Below are 20600 nucleotides of genomic sequence, written 5' to 3'. Positions count from 1 at the left end.
ATGGCCATCTATGTCGTGATGGAGCCGCCAGGCCGCGGTGAAAGCGTGGACACCATCTTTATCCGTGACGGCTTTGCCTGGCTCGGCTTCCTGGTGCCGCCGCTGTGGCTGGCCTGGCACCGGCTGTGGGTTGAGGCGGCATTGGCGTTTGTCGCCATGGGCCTGCTCTCGATGCTGGGCGAAAGGCTGGACCTGGAAACAGCCGGCTCGCTTTTATCCTTCCTTGTCATGCTCTTTGTCGGGCTGGAGGGACAAGGCTTGCGAATTGCAGCCCTTCGTCGCCGCGGCTGGCATGAATGGGGTGTCGTCGAGGCCGACAGGCTCGACGACGCCGACATCCGCTATGTGTTGGAAGCCGCTGCGGATTCGGATTCACAAACTCATGCGCAGCGTATCGTCCCAGACGCAGCACATGCCCGGCCGGCGCAGATGGGCCTGGCACTGGGGCTGAACCATATTCCGGGAAAGCCCTGAGATGAGGGTCGCGATCATCGACTACGGGTCGGGCAATCTGCGCTCGGCCACCAAGGCCTTCGAGCGTGCTGCGCATGAAGCCGGCATTGCCGCCGCGATCGAACTCACCGCCGATGCCGAGCGGGTCAGGACCGCCGACCGCATCGTCCTGCCCGGCGTCGGTGCCTATGCCGATTGCGCCGCTGGACTGCGTGCGGTCGCCGGCATGTGGGAAGCGGTGGAGGAGGTGGCGATCGCCAAGGCTCGGCCGTTCCTCGGCATCTGCGTCGGCATGCAGCTGATGTCGGAGCGGGGCCTGGAAAAGACCGTCACAAAGGGCTTTGGCTGGATCGCCGGCGACGTCAAGGAGATCACGCCGGCCGATCCGACACTGAAGATCCCGCAGATCGGCTGGAACACGATTGACCTGAAGCGCAAGCATCCGCTGTTTTCCGGCATTGCGACGGGCGGCAAGGGACTGCACGCCTATTTCGTCCACTCCTACCATCTCGATGCACGGAAAGAGGATGAGGTGCTGGCGGTTGCCGACTACGGCGGCCCGGTAACGGCCGCTGTCGCCCGCGACAACCTGGCCGGAACGCAATTCCACCCCGAGAAGAGCCAGGCGCTGGGCCTGGCGCTGATCACCAATTTCCTAGGCTGGAGGCCCTGAACCATGAGCAAGAAGGGCTATTGGATGGCAATGGTCGATGTCCACGATCCCGAGATCTACAAGCAGTACATCGAGGCCAATGCCGCGGCTTTCGCGAAATACGGGGCGAAGTTCCCGGTGCGCCCCGGGCGGTATATCAGCCCGGAAGGACCGACAGGCAATCGCCACGTGCTGGTGGAATTCGAATCCTATGAAATGGCGCTGGAATGCTACGGCTCGCCTGAATACCAGGAGGCCTTGAAGTACAGGCTCGCCGGCTCGACCGGCCACTTTGTCATCGTCGAAGGCGCCTGAAGGTGATCCTGTTTCCGGCCATAGACCTTAAGGATGGCAAATGTGTGCGCCTCAGGCATGGCGACATGGCAACTGCGACGATCTATAACGACGATCCCGCCGCTCAGGCGCGCGCCTTCGAAGAGCAGGGCTTCGAATGGCTGCACGTCGTCGACCTCAACGGCGCCTTCAAGGGCCAGAGCGTCAACAGCGCCGCGGTCGGCGCCATCCTCAAGGCGACGAGCAGTCCGGTGCAGCTCGGCGGCGGCATCCGCACCCTGGCGCAGATCGAGGACTGGCTCGACCGTGGGCTGGCCCGCGTCATTCTTGGCACCGTGGCGGTGCGCGATCCGGATCTGGTCAGGCAGGCCTGCAAGGCATTCCCGGGCAAGATCGCCGTCGGCATCGATGCCAAGGGCGGTAAGGTCGCGGTCGAAGGCTGGGCCGAGGCCTCGAGTCTCGGCGTCATCGAACTGGCGAGGAAATTCGAAGGCGCCGGCGTCGCCGCCATCATCTACACCGACATCGATCGCGACGGGGTGCTGAGCGGCATCAACTGGGACGCCACCATCGATCTTGCGGAGGCGGTTTCGATCCCGGTCATCGCCTCGGGCGGGCTCGCCTCGATCGCCGACATCGTGCGCATGACCATGCCCGATGCGCAGAAGCTCGAAGGCGCGATCTCCGGTCGCGCGCTCTACGACGGCCGCATCGATCCGGCCGAGGCACTGGCGATCCTGCGTGGCAAACCGATGGCAGGGGTGTGAAACGTGAAGGTCTCGATTATCCTCGCTCCCTATGACAGCGGGCACTATCACGAAGGGTGCGGCCAGGGTCCGGACGCCATTGTCGGCGGTGGGCTCGTCGAAGCCCTGACCGTGGCTGGCCATGAAGTCGCCGTCGAAGATATCGGCAAGGTGGGAGACGAGCAGGGGCGCGAAATCGCAACCGGCTTCGCCGTCTGCAACGCTGTCGCGACCAAGGTTGGCCTCGCCCGCGATGGAGGACGCTTCCCCATTATCCTTGCTGGAAATTGCCTGACCGCCGCCGGTGCGGTTGCCGGTGAAGCTGCGGATTCGATCATCTGGATCGACCAGCATGGCGATCTCAACACGCCGGAGACGTCGGCCTACGGCTTTCTCGACGGCATGGCGCTGGCGGCGACTCTCGGGCTCTGCTGGCGTCCGATGGCGGCAGCGATTCCGGGGTTCCGGCCGATAAACCCGGCGCGCTGCATGCTGGTCGATGCCCGCGACGTCGATCCCGACGAAAAGCGCCTGCTGGAAACCTTGCCGATCGTGCGCACCGAATGTGCCGGTGCACTCGATATGATCGGAAAGCTCACGGCGACAGTGACTGTGCGGGCGCATCTGCATCTCGACCTGGACGTCGTCGATCCGAATGTGCTGCAGGTGAACCGCTACACGCATCCGGGCGGTCCGAGCCCGGAACAGTTACGGCAGCTTGCCTGCGGACTGGCCAGGTCTATCCCGATCGCGGGCGTTACGCTCTCGGCATACGACCCGGCCTTTGATTCCCAGTCCGAGGTTCCGCCCGTCGTCGGCCAGCTGCTCGTCGACTTTCTTGCGGCGATCGAGAGGATCTGATGCTGAAAGCCCGCGTCATCCCCTGTCTGGATGTCAAGAACGGCCGTGTCGTCAAGGGCGTCAATTTCGTCGACCTGGTCGATGCCGGCGATCCCGTCGAAGCGGCAAAAGCCTATGACGCGGCCGGCGCCGACGAGCTCTGCTTTCTCGACATCACCGCCTCGTCGGAAAACCGCCAGACCATTTTCGATGTAGTAGCCCGCACCGCCGAACAATGTTTCATGCCGCTGACCGTTGGCGGTGGCGTCCGTCAGGTCGCCGACATCAGGAAGCTGCTATTGGCCGGCGCCGACAAGGTGTCGATCAACACGGCGGCGGTGAAGACCCCAAATTTTGTCGCCGAAGCAGCGGACAAATTCGGCAACCAGTGCATCGTCGTCGCCATCGATGCCAAGAAAGTGTCCGCTGCGAGCGAGGCCGACCGCTGGGAAATATTTACCCATGGCGGCCGCGAGAAGACCGGCATCGACGCTGTCGAGTTCGTTCGGCGAGTGGTCGATCTCGGCGCCGGCGAGATCCTGCTGACATCGATGGACCGCGACGGCACCAAGGCCGGCTACGACATAGCCCTTACCCGCGCGGTCGCCGACGCCGTACGCGTGCCGGTCATCGCTTCCGGCGGCGTCGGCACGCTCGACCACCTTGTCGAAGGCATTCGCGACGGCCATGCCGGCGCGGTGCTGGCGGCGTCGATCTTCCATTTCGGCACCTACAGCATCGCCGAGGCCAAGCTGCACATGGCTCAGGCCGGACTGCCGATGCGGCTGGACTCGCCGGGTAATCGGTCCTAGAGCCTTTTCCGGCTAAGAAGAGGCTGTAAACGCCGTCATGACCGAGTTCTCGCTCTCCGATCTGGAGAAGATTATTGGCGAACGCGCGCGTTCCGGCGATCCGGATTCGTGGACGGCCAAGCTCTTTCAGCGCGGCATGAGCAAGGCAGCGCAGAAACTCGGCGAAGAGGCGGTCGAAACGGTGATCGCAGCCGTCAGCGCCGACCGGGACGCGCTTGTTTCGGAAAGCGCCGATCTCATCTATCATTGGCTTGTCGTTCTCGGCATAGCGGACATTCCGCTGAGCGATGTGCTCAACGAGCTTGAACGCCGCACCGGTCGTTCGGGCATCGCCGAAAAGGCGTCTCGGCTGGACCGGGGCTGATCGCTGCGGAGGAACTCGATGGACCAGCTCGCTCCTACCGAGAAGTATTCACCCTATCGTTTCTTCTCGGCCGAGCAATGGTCGCGGTTCCGCGCCGATACGCCGATGACGCTCACCGAGGACGAAATCCGTCGTCTGCGGTCGCTGAACGATCCGGTCGATCTCCACGAAGTCGAGCGCATCTATCTTTCGATGTCGCGGCTGTTGTCGGCTCACGTCGAAGCCAGTCAACTCCTGTTCAGGCAGCGCCAGGCCTTCTTCAACGCGCTGGACGCGGCCAAGACACCGTTCATCATCGGCATTGCCGGTTCCGTCGCGGTCGGCAAATCGACCACGGCGCGCGTGCTAAAGGAGCTGCTGGCGCGCTGGCCGTCGAGTCCCAAGGTTGACCTGGTCACCACCGACGGCTTCCTGCTGCCGAACGAAGTCCTGCGCCGCAACAATCTGATGGAGCGCAAGGGCTTTCCCGACAGCTACGACGTCGGCGCGCTGCTGCGTTTCCTGTCCGGCATCAAATCGGCGCAGCGCAACGTCCGCGCGCCGGTCTATTCGCACCTGACCTATGACGTCATTCCGGGCGCGTTCCAGACCATCGACCGGCCCGACATCCTGATCTTCGAAGGCATTAACGTCCTGCAGCCGGGCAAGCTGCCGAAGGACGGCAAGATCGTGCCTTTCCTGTCGGATTTCTTCGACTTTGCCATCTACATCGATGCGGAGGAGGCGCTGATCCATCACTGGTATATCGCCCGCTTCATGCGGTTGCGCGAAACCGCCTTCCGCGACCCGGCCTCCTTCTTTCACCGCTATTCGCAACTTTCCGAGGATGCGGCCCGCGCCATCGCCGAGGGTCTGTGGACCAACATCAACCTGAAGAATCTGCGCGAGAATATATTGCCGACCCGCGCCCGAGCCGATCTCATCCTGCGCAAGGGCGCCAACCATCTGGTCGAGGAAGTGGCGCTCAGGAAACTGTAACGGCGCGGTTAACGGCGCCTTAGGCTATCCCGGCTAGTGTTCGATGGGCAATTCCAGCGGATCTGTCGGGAGCAGTCTGTGATCAACGCGAGCAGTACCGGAGTTCGTGCGACGCAGCTCCGCTATTCCCTGGTCATTCCGATCTTCAACGAGGAGGCGGTTCTTCCACTCCTTATCCGGCGAATAGTCGCCCTGCTCGACGTGCTGGACGCACCGGCAGAGGCTATTTTCGTCGACGACGGCAGTACCGACACGAGTGTGATCTACCTGCGTGGGATGGTTGCCGAGGAGCCACGCTTCCGGCTGATCGAACTGTCGCGCAATTTCGGGCACCAGATTGCAATTACGGCCGGCATGGATGCGGCTGCCGGCGAAGCCGTGGTGGTCATGGATGCCGACCTCCAGGATCCCCCGGAAGTCGTTCTCCAACTGGTGGAAAAGTGGAAGGAGGGCTATGAAATCGTCTACGCCAGGCGTATGCGGCGCGAAGGCGAAACCTGGTTCAAACGGCTGACAGCCAGCATCTTCTACCGGCTGATGGAGAAGATGACTTCGGTCGACATTCCCCGCGACGTTGGCGATTTCCGGCTAATCGGCCGCAAGGCTCTCGATACGTTCAAGCAGATGCCGGAGCGCAACCGTTTCGTGCGCGGCATGTTCGGTTGGATGGGATTCAAGCAGACGGCGGTTTCATTCGAGCGGCCGGCGCGCGCCGCAGGTGAAACAAAGTATCCTTTCTGGAAGATGCTCCGCCTGGCTGTCCACGGGGTCATCGGCTTTTCGGAAAAACCATTGCGTATGGCGCTCTGGGCCGGGCTCGCTATCTCGGGGGTAGCCGCGTTGCTCGGGCTCTTTGCCGTGGCTTCCTGGGCATTCAGTTTCGGTGTTGTCCAAGGCTGGACGTCGACAGTTGTGATTGTTTCCTTCTTGTCCGGGATCAACCTGTTCATGACCGGTATCGTCGGCCTCTATGTCGGCGGGATCCACTCCGAGATCAAGCGCCGGCCGCTCTATGTCGTTGATCGCCTTACTGGCTTCGAGGACGCGCTCCGGGCGGAAGTCGACAATCGAAACACCGAGGCGACGTTGTCGGCGTCACGCGACAGAAGGTTTGGTTGATGGCCGAACTCTTCGATCAATATCGCACCACCTATAACAGGACTGTCGACGACTCGATCAGCTTCTCCGGGCTGAAGCATGACTTCTTCCTGCACGCCAAGTTGGCCCCTCTCGCCGACCTGATCGCGACACGCGGTATCGCGAGGCGCGAGGGCAGCGTTCGGGCGCTTGATGTCGGCTGCGGGATCGGCGCGCTGCATCCTTACGTGAAGCCGCTTTTTCCAGACCTTCACGGCTGCGACATTTCGAAGGAATCCATCGCCCGGGCGCGTGAGGAAAACCCCTGGGTCACCTATGCCGACTACACGGCTCCCGTGCTGCCTTACGCGGATGGCACATTCGACCTCGCATTCGCCGTTTGCGTCGTCCATCATGTGCCGCCCGAACATTGGCCGAGCTTCGTTTCCGAGATGCGACGCGTCGTCCGACCCGGCGGCGTTGTCTCGGTGATCGAGCACAACCCGTTCAATCCATTGACACGCCTGGCCGTCTTCCGCTGCCCCTTCGATGAAGATGCTGTCCTGATCAGTCGCCGCCAAGCCGGGCATCTCATGGAGACAGCCGGCCTCACACAGGTCGAAGGCAGACATTTTCTGATGTTTCCTTTCGCAAATTCGGTCGCGCGCAGGGTCGAGGGCTGGCTCTCAAATCTGCCGCTCGGTGCGCAATATGTGTGCAGCGGCCGTGTTTAGCGCCGGTTCGGGCTCCAGACTTGCAAAGCGGCCGGCGCGTTTCCTGATTATCGGCCTTGGCGCCACTCTGCTCTACGCACTGCTTGCCGCGGTATTTTCGACGGGGGACGCGGTGTCGATGCGGCCGGCTTCGGCCTCGGTGCTCGCTTATGCCATCGCCGCCGTCTTCTCCTATGCCGGACACAAGTATTTTACCTTCGTGTCCAGCGGGGCGCATCGTTTCGAGGCGCCTCGCTTTTTCGTGCTGACATTGCTTGGTCTGGCGGTGTCATTTCTTCTGCCCGCCGTGTTGTCCGGGATTCTGGGCCTGCAGGCGCAGATTCCGATTGTGCTGACATGCCTCGTAATCCCGCTCGTCAACTATGTGATGCTTCGCCACTGGGTATTCGCCAGTGCTGGGCTCGGTTTGCGGAACGGCTCGAGATGATGCGATTCCCGGACCGCCCGAGATCGGCTGTTGGCGCTCCAGGCCTGGCGTGCGCGCAACGATGCAACGCACCGCCAGGCTCCGGGCTTGCAACCCTGGCCGGGCAGTGCCCTGCTGCTGGCCAAACGCTACAACGGCGGTCGTGGTACTGGCACCCCCGGGGCACCCGAACAGCCTATTTCGGCATAGTCACCCGCCGCAGCGTCAGATTGATGCGGCCGCCATTCTTGAGCAGTGCCGAGGTCGAAGGGTAGATGCGGTCGACGCCGTGAAAGCAGAGCCGGCCTTCGCCGCCGAGCACCACGACATCGCCGCTCTTCAGCCTGAACGATTTGGTGGCGCCGTCGCGCGTGGTCTGGCCGACCCGGAACAGGCAATCATCGCCGAGCGAGACCGAGACGACAGGCGCGGAGAAATCGCTCTCGTCGCGGTCCTGGTGAAGACCCATCTTGGCATCCTGCGAATAGAAATTGACCAGGCAGGCCTCCGGCGGGTGCGCATAGGCAGATACGTCCCGCCACAGATCGAGCAGCATCTCCGGGATCGGCGGCCAGGGCATTCCGGTCACCGGGTGGGTCGGCTGGTAGCGATAGCCGTGCTCCTTGTCGGTGACCCAGCCCAGCGGGCCGCAATTGGTCATGCGCACGCTCATCTCCTTGCCAGTGCGCGGCATTGCCGGCACGAACAGCGGGGCTTCCTCCACGACTTTCCTGATATCTTCCACCAGTACTTCCTGCATGGCGCGCGACAGGTAGCCGGGCATATGGCGGACGCCTTTGGGCAGTATGAGCATCGCGTCGCTTGATCCGTTGGTCTGGAAATCAGAATGCCACCGTCAAACGAAAACGGCGACCCGAAAGCCGCCTCCGACGGTGGCTGCGCGCTTTAACCGGCGATCTGAGATCCGAAGCCGCTTCGGCTGTCAGTCATCCCCGACCCGGCCGCGCAGTTTCTTGATCGAACCGCGCCCGGCCTTGCTCTTGAGCCGTCTTTCCACCGCGCCTTTGGATGGCCTAGTCTTCTTGCGCGGCGGCGACGGTGGTTCGGCGGCCTTGGCGACCAGTGCCGTCAGCCGCGCCCGGGCGTCCGCCCGGTTCTGCTCCTGGGTGCGGAAGCGTCCGGCTTCGATGACGATGACGCCGTCCTTGGTGGCGCGCTGGCCGGCAAGCTTGATGGTTCGTTCGCGCACCCGCTCCGACAGGCCAGACGCGTTGGCGGCATTGAAGCGCAATTGCACCGCCGTCGCCACCTTGTTGACGTTCTGGCCGCCCGGGCCGGACGAACGGATGAAGTCCTCGTGCAGGTCGCCCGGATTAATCACCGCATCGTCGGTGATGATGATCTTGTCGTCGGCGTTCATGCCGCAGTGATGGCGCGGCAGGCGGAAAAAGAAAAGGCCCGATCGAAGCCGGGCCTTGAAGCATCACCAGGGGCGACGGCTATTCAGCCGCTACCTGCATGCGTGGTGCGGCGCCGAGCACGGTGGCGTCGACATGGGCTTCGAACTTTTCGAAATTGTCGACGAACATGCCGACCAGCCTTGCCGCCTGCCGGTCGTAGGCGGGCTTGTCGACCCAGGTCGATCTCGGGTCGAGAATGGCGCGGTCGACGCCGGCAACCGTCACCGGTACGTCAAAACCGAAATTGGCGTCGGTGCGGAAGTCGGCCGCTTTCAGCGAGCCGTCGAGCGCCGCGGCAAGCAGCGCCCGCGTTGCCTTAATCGGCATCCGCTTGCCGGTGCCGTAGGCGCCGCCGGTCCAGCCGGTGTTGACCAGCCAGCAATCGACACCGTGGCGGGCGATGAGCTCGCGCAGCAGATTGCCGTATTCCGACGGATGCCGCGGCATGAACGGTGCGCCGAAGCATGTCGAAAATGTCGCTTCGGGTTCGGTAATGCCCTTCTCGGTCCCCGCCACCTTGGCGGTATAGCCGGAGAGGAAATGATACATCGCCTGCGCCGGGGTCAGCCGCGCGATCGGCGGCATAACGCCGAATGCGTCGGCGGTCAGCATAATGATGTTCTTCGGGTGGCTGGCGCGCCCCGTCTTGCTGGCGTTGGGGATGAAATGGAGCGGGTAGGCGCAGCGCGTGTTTTCGGTCAGCCCGCCGTCGTCGAAATCCGGCACGCGACCGGCGTCGAGCGCCACATTCTCCAGCACCGTGCCGAAGCGCTGGGTGGTGGCGAAGATCTCCGGCTCGGCTTCGGCCGAAAGCTTGATCGTCTTGGCATAGCAGCCGCCTTCGAAATTGAAGATGCCGTGCGGTCCCCAGCCATGCTCGTCGTCGCCGACCAGCGTTCGCGACGGGTCGGCCGACAGCGTCGTCTTGCCGGTCCCGGAAAGGCCGAAGAAAACGGCCGCGTCGCCGGCGGGCCCTTCATTGGCCGAGCAATGCATCGGCATCACGCCTTTTGCCGGCAGCAGATAGTTGAGCACGGTGAACACCGACTTCTTCATCTCGCCGGCATAGGAGGTACCGCCAATCAACACGATCATGCGCGAAAGATCGACCGCGATCACCGTTTCGCCGCGCGTGCCGTGGCGGGCGGGATCGGCGCGGAACGACGGCAGGTCGATTATCGTCAAATCGGGCACGAAATGCTCGAGTTCGGCGGCGGCAGGCCGGATGAGCAGATTGCGGATGAACAAGGAGTGCCAGGCAAGCTCCGTGATCACCCTGGTCGGCAGCTTCAGTTCCTCGTCGGCACCGCCGACCAGGTCCTGCACATAAAGGTCCTTTCCAGCCGCATGGGCGCGAAAATCGGCAAGCAGCGTATCGAACTGGATCGGCGAAATCGCCTTGTTGTTGTCCCACCATACATGCGGCGCGGTGCTTTCGTCGCGCACCACGAATTTGTCCCTGGGCGAGCGGCCGGTGTGCTGCCCGGTCTCGGCGGCAAGCGCGCCATGCGCGGTGAGTCGGGCCTCGCCACGGCGGATGGCCTCCTCGTAGAGCGCGGCCGCGCCGAAATTATAGCGCACCACGCCAGTGGTTCTCAGGCCGATCCGATCGATTGCACATGCAGGATTGCGTTTGCCGGCTTCCGACATGGGTGTCCCTTCTTCGATTTACCGCGTCTTTACCGGCGAATTCCGGAAACCCCATTGCAGGAGCTAATAACGTCAAAACCAGAAAAGGCGAATGATATCAAATCATTAATCGATTTAAATATTTTGAAAGTTGTTTAAATCGTTTATATGTGCAAAAACACTGATGGTTGCCCAAGGATTGGCGATGTTCATTCGTCCAATCCCTATCGAGGTACAATTGTGGCCGCCGGCGTGCCGCGCGTGACAGCGGATAAAGCCTATGCCACATTTTGTACCTAATTTGTCCTGCAAAAGCCCCTTCTCGACGAAAGAAGGGACAGCTCATGAGGGAGCCGCTTGAAATGGCAACAATCGCGCTTGTCGACGACGATCGCAACATTCTGACTTCGGTTTCGATCGCCCTCGAATCCGAGGGTTATCGGGTCGAAACCTACACGGATGGGGCATCGGCGCTGGAGGGACTGGCGGCGCGCCCGCCGAACCTCGCCATCCTCGACATCAAGATGCCGCGCATGGATGGCATGGAGTTGCTGCGCCGGATGCGTCAGAAATCCGACCTGCCGGTGATCTTCCTGACCTCCAAGGACGATGAGATCGATGAACTGTTCGGCCTCAAGATGGGTGCCGACGACTTCATCCGCAAACCCTTCTCGCAGCGTCTTCTGGTCGAACGCGTCCGCGCCGTGCTGCGCCGCGCCAGCACCCGCGAGGCGGCGGCCAAGGCGCCCAACCAGCAGGCCCGGTCGCTTGAGCGCGGCCAGCTTGTCATGGACCAGGAGCGCCACACCTGCACCTGGAAGGGCGAGCCGGTGACGCTGACCGTCACCGAGTTCCTCATCCTGCATTCCCTGGCACAGCGCCCGGGCGTCGTAAAAAGCCGTGATGCGCTGATGGATTCCGCTTATGATGAGCAGGTCTATGTCGATGACCGCACCATTGACAGTCACATCAAGCGGCTGCGCAAGAAGTTCAAGGCCGTCGATGATGACTTCGAAATGATCGAAACCCTTTACGGAGTCGGGTATCGGTTCCGCGAAGCATGAATAGGCAGTAGGCAGTAGGGAATAGTCGGTAGTCAGTTTTGAATGATGCGAGCGGCCACTCATGCATCGCCGCGATCTCAGCAACCATTTCTCTATTCCTGCTGCCTACTCACTACTCACTAATTACCGAGCGGGAGCTGCTATTCGATGGCAGTGGAAGTAGAGCGAGTGAGACGGTCGGGCGCCGCCAGGCGCCCGCCGCGGATTCTGCCCGCCTTCGTGTCGAAAATTACGGTGCCGATGCGCCGGTTTCTCGGCCATCACATCTTTTCCAGCCTGACGCGGCGTATCCTCTTTCTCAATCTTGCCGGCCTTGCCGTCCTGGTCACCGGCATTCTCTATCTCAATACCTTTCGCGACGGGCTGATCGACGCCCGTGTCGAGAGCCTGATGACTCAAGGCGAGATCATCGCCGGCGCGATCGCCGCGTCGGCGACGGTCGAAACCGATTCGATCAGCATCGATCCGGAAAAGCTGCTTGAGTTGCAGGCCGGCGAAAGCCTCGGCCCCGGCTCCGACCAGCTCGACAATCTCGATTTCCCGATCAATCCGGAGCGCGTGGCGCCGGTGCTCAGGCGGCTGATCTCGCCGACGCGCACGCGCGCCCGCATTTATGACCGCGACGCCAACCTGCTGCTCGATTCCCGCCATCTCTATTCGCGCGGCCAGATCCTTCGCTACGACCTGCCGGCGGTCGAAGAGGAGCAGCCGGACCTTCTGGAGCGCATCCAGAAATTCGTCTTCGATTTCTTCCGCAACAAGCAGCTGCCCGTCTATCGCGAGCAGCCGGGCGGCAACGGCGCTGCGTTTCCGGAAGTGGTCAAGGCGCTTACCGGCAGTCCGTCGACGATCGTGCGGATCTCGGAGCAGGGCGAGCAGATCGTTTCAGTGGCGGTGCCGATCCAGCGCTTCCGTGCCGTTCTCGGCGTGCTGATGCTGTCGACCGAAGGCGGCGACATCGACAAGATCGTCGCGGCCGAGCGCAAGGCGATCCTGCGCGTGTTCGGCATCGCCGCCCTGGTTACCGCCATCCTGTCGATGCTGCTGGCCTCCACCATCGCCAACCCGCTTCGCCGGCTTTCCGCGGCGGCGGTCAGGGTTCGCCGCGGCGTCAAGAACCGCGAGGAAATCCCCGACTTCTCCGACCGCCAGGACGAGATCGGCAATCTCTCGATCGCCGTGCGCGACATGACCAATGCGCTCTACGCCCGTATCGAGGCGATCGAAAGTTTTGCCGCGGATGTCTCGCACGAGCTGAAGAACCCGCTTACCTCGCTGCGCAGCGCTGTGGAGACATTGCCGCTGGCCAAGAACGACAATTCGCGGAGCCGGCTGATGGATATCATCCAGCACGATGTGAGGCGGCTGGACCGCCTGATCACCGATATTTCCGATGCCTCCCGTCTTGATGCCGAGCTGGCGCGGGAAGACGCGGGAACCGTCGACCTGAAGAAGTTCATCACCGATCTGGTCGCCGTCTCGCGCGAGGCCACGCGCAACAAGAAGGCGGTCGAGATCGAGTTCAAGGTCGCCAAACTGCCGCAGGGCGTGAAAGGCTACTTCGTCGTCGGCCATGATCTGAGGATCGGCCAGGTGATCACCAACCTGATCGAGAATGCCCGCTCGTTCGTTCCCGAAGATCGTGGCCACATCACCATATCGCTGGCACGCGCCGGCAAGTTCAACATCGTCACCGTCGACGACAATGGCCCCGGCATCCGGGCCGATAACATCGATCGCATTTTCGAACGGTTCTATACCGATCGGCCGGCCGGCGAGGCGTTCGGCCAGAACTCGGGCCTTGGCCTGTCGATATCCAGGCAGATCGTTGAAGCCCATGGCGGCACGCTGAGCGCCGAGAACATCCCGGGCACCAAGCCTGGCGAGATCAAGGGCGCGCGCTTCGTGGTGACACTGCCGGCGGAAGGCTGAGGGATGAATTCCAATCACGCCTGGTCCTATTGTGCAGCCTGAACACATTCACGGCACCGCGATCCTGATAGGTGATCGCGGCATTCTCATCACCGGACCGTCCGGCTTGGGCAAGACGACGCTGGCGCTCGCCTTGATCGATCATTGCAGCCAGCGCGGGCTGTTTTCCCGGCTGATCGGCGATGACCAGCTCTTTGCCGCCGATTGCGAGGGGCGGCTGGTCTGCCGCGCACCAGCCAGCATAGCCGGCCTCGTCGAGGTGCCGGGATTCGGCCCCAAACCGATACAGTTCGAGCCAAGCTGCGTGATCGACCTCATTATCCGGCTGGTGCCAGCCGGCAAAATGGTCCGCTTCCAGGAAGACTGCAGCGAACTCGTTGTCGGCGTGACAGTGCCGCGCATCGATCTTGCCGGGCGCAATGTCCCGGCCGCCTTGCCGGCAGTGATGTCGCGTCTGTCGATTGCGCCTTTCCTGTGATCCGATTTCGATTTTTTGCTGCAATGCGTCAAATTGGCTTGGGCCGGCGCAATTTTGGGCTTGTCAACGGGCCTTGCGTCGACAAGATAGCGCTCCCGCCGCCTGGAACGGTCGGCGAGCATAAAATGCGCCTGTGAAGCGGCGATGACGGGAGCCACCAAAGAATGATCGGACTCGTGCTTGTAACGCACGGTCAACTGGCCGCCGAGTTCCGCAATGCCGTGGAACACGTCGTTGGGCCACAAGACAATTTCGAGACCGTGGCGATCGGTGCCGACGATGATATGGAACAGCGCCGCCGCGACATTATCGACGCAGTCGGCCGCGTCGATACGGGATCAGGCGTCATCGTTTTGACCGACATGTTCGGCGGCACGCCCTCCAACCTCGCCATTTCCGTGATGGAATCCGGCCGCATCGAGGTCATTGCCGGCATGAACCTGCCGATGCTGATCAAGCTGTCCAGCGTTCGCAAGGGCGACAACATGACGGCAGCGCTGGATGAAGCGCAGGCTGCCGGCCGCAAATACATCAATGTCGCCAGTCAACTCCTGAGCAGCAAATGAGCGCGCTGTTGCCGGAAAAGGACAAGATCGTTCGCGACTTTCCGATCGTCAACCAGCGCGGCCTGCATGCGCGCGCCTCGGCCAAGTTCGTTCAAATTGCCAGCGGCTTCAATGCCACGGTCCAGGTCGAGAAGGACGGCGTCAAGGTCGGCGGCACCTCGATCATGGGCCTGATGATGCTGGCGGCAAGCCCCGGTTATTCGATCCGCGTCACCGCCACCGGCCCGGAGGCCGAAGAGGTCATCGATGCGCTGGAGCAACTGGTTGCTTCCCGTTTTGGCGAGGAATGCTGACGTGCTGATCGCTTCCGAAGACATGCACGGATAAAGATTTCTTTATATCCCATTGTCGTCCAACTCTCGATCTGCTAGTCAGGCCGGCAACTCGCGCCCTCCGACACGCCTTCGGGGCGGGGCGCGTCCCGCAATCAATTCGCATCGGAGCACTGCCATGACGGGTAGCAAGGACTATGTGGTCGCAGACATCGCGCTTGCCGGCTGGGGCCGCAAGGAGATCGAGATCGCCGAAACCGAAATGCCGGGCCTGATGGCCTGCCGCGAGGAATTCGGCGACAAGAAGCCGCTCAAGGGCGCGCGCATCACCGGCTCGCTGCACATGACCATCCAGACGGCGGTGCTGATCGAAACGCTGAAGGCGCTCGGCGCCGATATCCGCTGGGCTTCCTGCAACATCTTCTCGACCCAGGACCACGCCGCCGCGGCCATTGCCGAGGCCGGAATTCCGGTGTTTGCCGTCAAGGGTGAGACGCTGGAGGATTATTGGGTCTACACCGACAAGATCTTCCAGTGGGCCGATGGCGGCACCTCCAACATGATCCTCGATGACGGTGGCGATGCCACCATGTACATCCTGATCGGCGCCCGCGCCGAGGCCGGCGAGGATGTGCTGTCCAATCCGGGCAGCGAAGAGGAAGAGATCCTGTTTGCCCAGATCAAGAAGCGCATGCAGGCATCACCCGGCTTCTTCACCAGGCAGAAGGAAGCGATCCGCGGCGTCACCGAAGAGACGACGACCGGCGTCAACCGGCTCTATCAGTTGCAGAAAAAAGGCCTGCTGCCGTTCCCGGCAATCAACGTCAATGATTCCGTCACCAAGTCGAAATTCGACAACAAATATGGCTGCAAGGAATCGCTTGTGGACGGCATTCGGCGCGGCACCGACACGATGATGGCCGGCAAGGTCGCAGTCGTCTGCGGCTATGGCGACGTCGGCAAGGGCTCGTCGGCTTCGCTCAAGGGCGCCGGCGCCCGCGTCAAGGTCACCGAGGTCGATCCGATCTGCGCGCTGCAGGCGGCGATGGACGGTTTTGAGGTGGTCACGCTCGAAGACGCGGCGCCGACGGCCGACATCGTCATCACCACCACCGGCAACAAGGACGTCGTTACCCTCGATCACATGCGCCTGATGAAGGACATGGTGATCGTCGGCAACATCGGTCACTTCGACAACGAGATCCAGGTGGCCTCGCTGCGCAACCTGAAATGGACCAACATCAAGCCTCAGGTGGATATGATCACCTTCCCGGACGGCAAGCGGATGATCCTTTTGTCGGAAGGCCGCCTGCTCAACCTCGGCAACGCCACCGGCCACCCGAGCTTCGTCATGTCGGCGTCCTTCACCAACCAGGTGTTGGCCCAGATCGAGTTGTACACCAAGCCCGGCCAGTACGAGAACCGGGTCTATGTCCTGCCGAAGCATCTCGACGAAAAGGTCGCGCGCCTGCATCTCGACAAGCTCGGTGCCCGCCTGACCGAACTGTCCGGCGAACAGGCCGCTTATATCGGCGTCACTCCGCAGGGACCGTTCAAGCCGGAACACTACCGCTATTAACCACGGCGAAACTTGCCACTAGATATTGAAGCCGGGCGATTGACTTTTCGCCCGGCTTTATTTTTGCGCTGATTGATTCTTCACGCCGATTCGCGCAAGCGCTATGGTGCTGATTCGCGGTCCGGGGACGAGGCCCGGCGCACGCATCAGGGCGGTCTTGCATTCAGGCGGCGAAGAGGACCAAGACATGCCGGGGGATAACCCGCCTTGCGCGGGACAGGCCGTTTCCGGCGGCCATAACGATTCGGTCACGGGCTCCGCTGCCAGAGGCGGCAGCCTTCTATGGCGCGCCGGCAGCCGTGTCGGGGTGCTGCTTGCTTCTTCCGCGCTGGTTGGTCCGCTGCTTGGCTTTACTGCACATGCCCAAACCCGCGCGGCGCAAAAGGCCGGGCTGTCGGTCAGCACGGTCGAGGTCATGCAACTCGCCATGTTCGTCGGCGTCATGGGGGCGGCATTGCTGTCGGCCATCTTTCTGATCCGCGAACGGGCGCGCACCGCGGCGGAAAATGCCGAGCTCAGGACCCGCATCGCCGATGTCAATGCCGCGCTGCAGCGCTCCGAGGCGCTGCTCCATTCCCGCGATCAGCGCGTGGTCGTATGGGCGGCCGAGAACAAGAAGCCCGAGCTTGTCGGGACATTGCCGATCGAGAGCGGCGCGCCGGAGGACCGGGCGGCCTTCCTGGCTTTCGGCCGCTGGCTGATGCCGCGTTCGGCGGCCGCACTCGAACATGCCGTCGCATCACTGCGGGACAAGGCAAAGCCGTTCGATCTGGTCATCGAATCGCAGGCCGGCCAGCCGCTCGAGGTTCACGGCCGCAAGAGTGCGGCGCATGTGCTGGTTCGCTTCGTCTCGCTTTCGGAGACACAGCGAAGCCAGGCCAGGCTGAAGATCGAGAACCAGCGCTTGGCCGCCGACCATGAGACGCTGATCGGTCTTCTGGATGCGCTCAAGATGCCGTCATGGCTGCGTACTGTCGACGGGCGGCTGAAATGGGTCAACCGGGCCTATGCCGAAGCGGTCGAGGCCGAGAATGCCGAAGCGGCGGTTCGTGACGGCAAGGAATTCCTCGGAGGCCAGGCGCGCGACACCATCGCTGCGCAGCACAAGTCGCACCCCGTCTTCGAACAGACGCTCTCCACGGTGATCGAAGGCGACCGCCGTATGTTTGCCGTGACCGATTTTGCCGGGGCGGATGGTTCGGCTGGTCTTGCCTGCGACATCAGCGCCATCGAGGCCATTCGCGCCGAATATGAGCGGACCGTGCAGAGCCACGCCGACACGCTCGATCAGCTCAACACCGCCGTAGCGATTTTCGATACCGACGAGAAATTGCGGTTTTTCAATCAGGCGTTCCAGAAACTATGGGGCCTCGACAGCGGTTTCCTGCACAGCGCGCCGGATAACGCCTTGCTGCTCGACCGCCTGCGCAGCGAAGGCAAGATCGCCGAGCAGCCCGAATGGCGGCGCTGGAAAGAGAGCCTGCTCGGCGCCTACCGCGCGGTTGAATCGCAGGAGCATTGGTGGCATCTGCCGGACGGCAAAACCATTCGCGTCGTCGCCAATCCGCAGCCCAAGGGCGGCGTCACCTGGGTGTTTGAGAACCTGACCGAGAAGATGGACCTTGAAAGCCGCTATCAGACCGCTGTGCGGGTTCAGGGTGAGACGCTCGACAACCTTGCCGAAGGCGTCGCTGTGTTCGGCCCCGACGGCAGGCTGAGATTGTCCAACCCGGCCTTCGCGGCCCTGTGGGGGCTGGATGCCGATGCCTCAAAACCCAACGTCCATGTCTCGACGATCCGCGAACTTTGCGACCGCCGTGCCGTCGACAGTCCGTGGGGCGGGTTCGTTGCCGCCATCACCGGCTTCGACGACGAGCGCCGCGACCGCCACGGCCAGACCGAATTGAACAACGGCACCGTTTTGCGCTACGCCGTCATCCCTTTGCCCAACGGCCAGGTGATGATGACCTTCGTCGACGTTACCGACAGCGTCAATGTCGAGCGGGCGCTGAAGGACAAGAATGAGGCGCTGCAAAAGTCCGACCAGATCAAGAACGAATTCGTGCAGCACGTCTCCTATGAGCTGCGCTCGCCACTCACCAACATCATCGGCTTTACCGAGCTTCTTTCACTGCCGTCGACTGGTCCGTTGAACCAGAAGCAACGCGAATATATCGGGCATGTCGGCTCGTCCTCCTCGGTCCTGCTCACCATCGTCAACGACATCCTCGATCTGGCGACGGTGGATGCCGGCATCATGGAACTCGACATTTCCGAAGTTCACATCAATCGAACCATTACGGCCGCCGCCGAACTGGTCGCCGATCGGCTGGAGGAACATGCGATCAAGCTTAGGATCGACGCGGCTGCCGCGCCGAAGACCTTCCACGGCGACGAGATCCGCGTCCGCCAGATACTCTACAATCTGCTCAGCAATGCCGCCAATTACGCGCCGGAGGCGAGCACCATAACGCTCGCCTGCCGCCAGCTTGCCGACGGCGTGGAATTTTCCGTTCACGATGACGGCCCCGGCATGCCGCCGGACCTGCTTGAGTCAGTGTTCCGGCGCTTCGAGCCGCGCACCAATGGCGGCCGCCGCCGTGGCGCCGGGCTCGGCCTGTCGATCGTCAAGAGCTTTGTCGAACTCCATGGCGGCAGCGTCCGCATCGAGACCGGCAGGGATAAGGGCACCACGGTTGTTTGCGCTTTTCCCGACACGCCGTCGGGCATCCGTGCGGCGGCCGAGTAGCGCGGTCGATGGCGGTATTGGTGCTGGAGCGTTTTCTCGCCGACGAGGCTGCGACGGCAAGGCTCGGCGAAGATCTTGCCATGTCGCTGCGCATTGGCGACGTGCTCGCTCTCAAGGGCGATCTCGGCGCCGGCAAATCGACCTTGGCACGGGCGCTGATCAGGGCGCTGGCCGACGATGCCGGCCTCGACGTGCCGAGCCCGACCTTCACGCTGGTCCAGAGCTACGACACGCGTGTGCCGGTCCATCATTTCGATCTCTACCGCTTGGGCACGGCATCCGAGCTGGACGAGCTGGGCTTCGACGAGGCGCTGACGCAAGGGGCTGCGCTGGTCGAATGGCCGGAGCGGGCAGAGGCATATTTGCCGAATACGTCGGTGCTGGTCGAACTTCTCCAGCAGGGCGACGGCCGACTGGCGAGACTGTCGGGAGAGGGCGCCGCCTTCGAGCGCGCGGCGCGATCGCTGGCAATGCGTGATTTTCTCGAACAGGCCGGTTGGGGCGAAGCGCAGCGACGACATTTTATCGGTGATGCCTCGGCTCGCTCCTACGAGATCGTCACGCTCGCCGGATTTCCGCCGCGCGTGCTGATGAACTCGCCAAGGCTGGTGCTCGGACCGCCAGTCCGCGACGGCAAACCCTATGCCGAGATCGCCCACACGGCGCAATCCGTTTCGGCATTCGTCGCCATCGACCGGGCCTTGCGGGCCGGCGGTGTCAGCGTCCCGGAAATCCATGCCCAGGATCTCGAGCAGGGTTTTCTTCTGCTGGAGCATCTCGGTTCCCAAGGCTTTCTCGACAAGCGCGGCCAGCCGGTGGCCGCGCGTTATGCGGCGGCGGCCGAACTGCTTGCCATGATGCACGGCAAAACATGGCCGGCCCGCATGCAGGCCGGCCCCGGCGTCTTCCACGAGGTGCCGCCTTTCGACCGCGACGCCATGATGATCGAGGCCGAATTGCTGGTCGACTGGTATGTCCCGGCGATTTCACGCGCTCCGCCAAGCGAGGCGCTGCGCGCCGGTTATCGCAGCGAATGGAATGCGGTGCTCGATCGGCTCGAGGGGCGCGAATACACGCTTATGTTGCGCGACTTCCATTCGCCCAACCTGATCTGGCGCGCTGACCGTTCCGGTCATGAACGCCTCGGCGTCGTCGATGTCCAGGATGCACTGATCGGACCGTCCGCCTACGACGTCGCATCGCTCGCCATGGACGCACGCGTCACCATTTCACCTGAAATCGAAAAGCACACGCTCGCCGCCTATATCGCCGCGCGGCGCGCGGCCGGCGTCTTCGACGAGGACGAATTCCTCGAAACCTATGCAATCATGGCCGCACAGCGCAATTCCAAGGTACTCGGCATCTTCGTGCGGCTCGAAAAACGCGACGGCAAGCCTTATTATCTGAAGCATCTGCCGCGCATCCGCGACTATCTTCGCCGGGCGCTGACGCATCCGGCGCTGGCCGGGCTGCAGGATTTCTACATCGCCCACGGCTTGCTGGAGGAACGCTCGATTTGACGGCTAAGGATTCAGGCCTGGCGGTGTCGGACGA

At 62.5% G+C, this 20600-nt stretch carries 22 protein-coding genes; 19 read left to right on the top strand and 3 right to left on the bottom strand.

Annotated elements, in window-relative coordinates:
• From NKJ84_RS07625 to NKJ84_RS07575, 11 genes are all read left to right on the top strand, one after another.
• On the top strand, positions 1–474 hold the full coding sequence (locus tag NKJ84_RS07625; protein ID WP_352505977.1) for a DUF2628 domain-containing protein: 474 nt from the start codon (positions 1–3) through the stop codon (positions 472–474).
• 1 nt (position 475) lies between these two features.
• Entirely contained in the window at positions 476–1126 is a 651-nt protein-coding gene (gene hisH / locus NKJ84_RS07620; RefSeq protein WP_352505976.1) for an imidazole glycerol phosphate synthase subunit HisH, read from the top strand.
• Positions 1127–1129: 3 nt separating this feature from the next.
• Positions 1130–1420, top strand: coding sequence for a DUF1330 domain-containing protein (locus NKJ84_RS07615; protein ID WP_352505975.1), 291 nt, complete (start codon positions 1130–1132; stop codon positions 1418–1420).
• Positions 1421–1422: 2 nt separating this feature from the next.
• Positions 1423–2166, top strand: a complete 744-nt coding sequence (hisA, locus tag NKJ84_RS07610; RefSeq protein WP_254815932.1) for a 1-(5-phosphoribosyl)-5-[(5-phosphoribosylamino)methylideneamino]imidazole-4-carboxamide isomerase — start codon at positions 1423–1425, stop codon at positions 2164–2166.
• Between the two features lie 3 nt (positions 2167–2169).
• Entirely contained in the window at positions 2170–3006 is an 837-nt protein-coding gene (locus tag NKJ84_RS07605; RefSeq protein WP_352505974.1) for an arginase family protein, read from the top strand.
• Positions 3003–3797, top strand: a complete 795-nt coding sequence (hisF, locus tag NKJ84_RS07600; protein WP_352506058.1) for an imidazole glycerol phosphate synthase subunit HisF — start codon at positions 3003–3005, stop codon at positions 3795–3797. Before NKJ84_RS07605 ends, hisF begins: the two co-directional genes overlap by 4 nt.
• Before the next feature lie 37 nt (positions 3798–3834).
• The gene (locus NKJ84_RS07595; protein WP_254815934.1) at positions 3835–4161 is read left to right on the top strand and encodes a phosphoribosyl-ATP diphosphatase; all 327 of its coding nucleotides are present in this window, start codon (positions 3835–3837) and stop codon (positions 4159–4161) included.
• 18 nt (positions 4162–4179) lie between these two features.
• On the top strand, positions 4180–5139 hold the full coding sequence (gene coaA / locus NKJ84_RS07590; RefSeq protein WP_352480184.1) for a type I pantothenate kinase: 960 nt from the start codon (positions 4180–4182) through the stop codon (positions 5137–5139).
• Between the two features lie 78 nt (positions 5140–5217).
• Positions 5218–6258: a glycosyltransferase family 2 protein gene (locus NKJ84_RS07585; protein WP_502904014.1), complete on the top strand. Its 1041-nt coding sequence runs from the start codon at positions 5218–5220 to the stop codon at positions 6256–6258.
• Positions 6258–6950, top strand: a complete 693-nt coding sequence (locus tag NKJ84_RS07580) for a class I SAM-dependent methyltransferase (RefSeq protein ID WP_352505973.1) — start codon at positions 6258–6260, stop codon at positions 6948–6950. The genes NKJ84_RS07585 and NKJ84_RS07580 overlap by 1 nt, the downstream gene beginning before the upstream one ends.
• Entirely contained in the window at positions 6928–7377 is a 450-nt protein-coding gene (locus NKJ84_RS07575; RefSeq protein WP_352505972.1) for a GtrA family protein, read from the top strand. Before NKJ84_RS07580 ends, NKJ84_RS07575 begins: the two co-directional genes overlap by 23 nt.
• Before the next feature lie 175 nt (positions 7378–7552).
• On the opposite strand, the gene NKJ84_RS07570 is transcribed toward NKJ84_RS07575, so the two are convergent.
• The 3 genes from NKJ84_RS07570 to NKJ84_RS07560 form a co-directional block, all read right to left on the bottom strand.
• On the bottom strand, positions 7553–8170 hold the full coding sequence (locus tag NKJ84_RS07570; RefSeq protein WP_352505971.1) for an alpha-ketoglutarate-dependent dioxygenase AlkB family protein: 618 nt from the start codon (positions 8168–8170) through the stop codon (positions 7553–7555).
• 129 nt (positions 8171–8299) lie between these two features.
• Entirely contained in the window at positions 8300–8737 is a 438-nt protein-coding gene (gene arfB / locus NKJ84_RS07565; protein WP_352505970.1) for an alternative ribosome rescue aminoacyl-tRNA hydrolase ArfB, read from the bottom strand.
• Between the two features lie 79 nt (positions 8738–8816).
• Positions 8817–10427 (bottom strand): phosphoenolpyruvate carboxykinase, encoded by a 1611-nt coding sequence (locus tag NKJ84_RS07560; protein WP_352505969.1) that lies wholly within the window; start codon positions 10425–10427, stop codon positions 8817–8819.
• 341 nt (positions 10428–10768) lie between these two features.
• Between NKJ84_RS07560 and NKJ84_RS07555 the strand changes: the two genes are divergently transcribed.
• From NKJ84_RS07555 to tsaE, 8 genes are all read left to right on the top strand, one after another.
• A complete protein-coding gene (locus NKJ84_RS07555) occupies positions 10769–11470 on the top strand; it encodes a response regulator transcription factor (protein ID WP_023677547.1) in 702 nt (233 codons plus the stop codon).
• 147 nt (positions 11471–11617) lie between these two features.
• Positions 11618–13402 (top strand): sensor histidine kinase, encoded by a 1785-nt coding sequence (locus tag NKJ84_RS07550; protein WP_352505968.1) that lies wholly within the window; start codon positions 11618–11620, stop codon positions 13400–13402.
• 31 nt (positions 13403–13433) lie between these two features.
• Entirely contained in the window at positions 13434–13880 is a 447-nt protein-coding gene (locus NKJ84_RS07545) for an HPr kinase/phosphorylase (protein WP_352505967.1), read from the top strand.
• Between the two features lie 164 nt (positions 13881–14044).
• On the top strand, positions 14045–14446 hold the full coding sequence (locus tag NKJ84_RS07540) for a PTS sugar transporter subunit IIA (RefSeq protein WP_254815942.1): 402 nt from the start codon (positions 14045–14047) through the stop codon (positions 14444–14446).
• Positions 14443–14739: an HPr family phosphocarrier protein gene (locus NKJ84_RS07535; RefSeq protein ID WP_023677551.1), complete on the top strand. Its 297-nt coding sequence runs from the start codon at positions 14443–14445 to the stop codon at positions 14737–14739. The genes NKJ84_RS07540 and NKJ84_RS07535 overlap by 4 nt, the downstream gene beginning before the upstream one ends.
• 157 nt (positions 14740–14896) lie before the next feature.
• On the top strand, positions 14897–16297 hold the full coding sequence (gene ahcY, locus NKJ84_RS07530; RefSeq protein ID WP_352480192.1) for an adenosylhomocysteinase: 1401 nt from the start codon (positions 14897–14899) through the stop codon (positions 16295–16297).
• Positions 16298–16484: 187 nt separating this feature from the next.
• A complete protein-coding gene (locus tag NKJ84_RS07525; protein WP_352505966.1) occupies positions 16485–19046 on the top strand; it encodes a sensor histidine kinase in 2562 nt (853 codons plus the stop codon).
• Between the two features lie 8 nt (positions 19047–19054).
• Entirely contained in the window at positions 19055–20566 is a 1512-nt protein-coding gene (tsaE, locus tag NKJ84_RS07520) for a tRNA (adenosine(37)-N6)-threonylcarbamoyltransferase complex ATPase subunit type 1 TsaE (protein WP_352505965.1), read from the top strand.
• The last annotated feature ends 34 nt before the right edge of the window (positions 20567–20600 follow it).

Source organism: Mesorhizobium sp. M0048, from assembly GCF_040323405.1.
GTDB lineage: Bacteria > Pseudomonadota > Alphaproteobacteria > Rhizobiales > Rhizobiaceae > Mesorhizobium.
The sequence above is the reverse complement of the archived record's forward strand: the minus strand, read 5'-3'. Positions and strand labels throughout refer to the sequence as shown.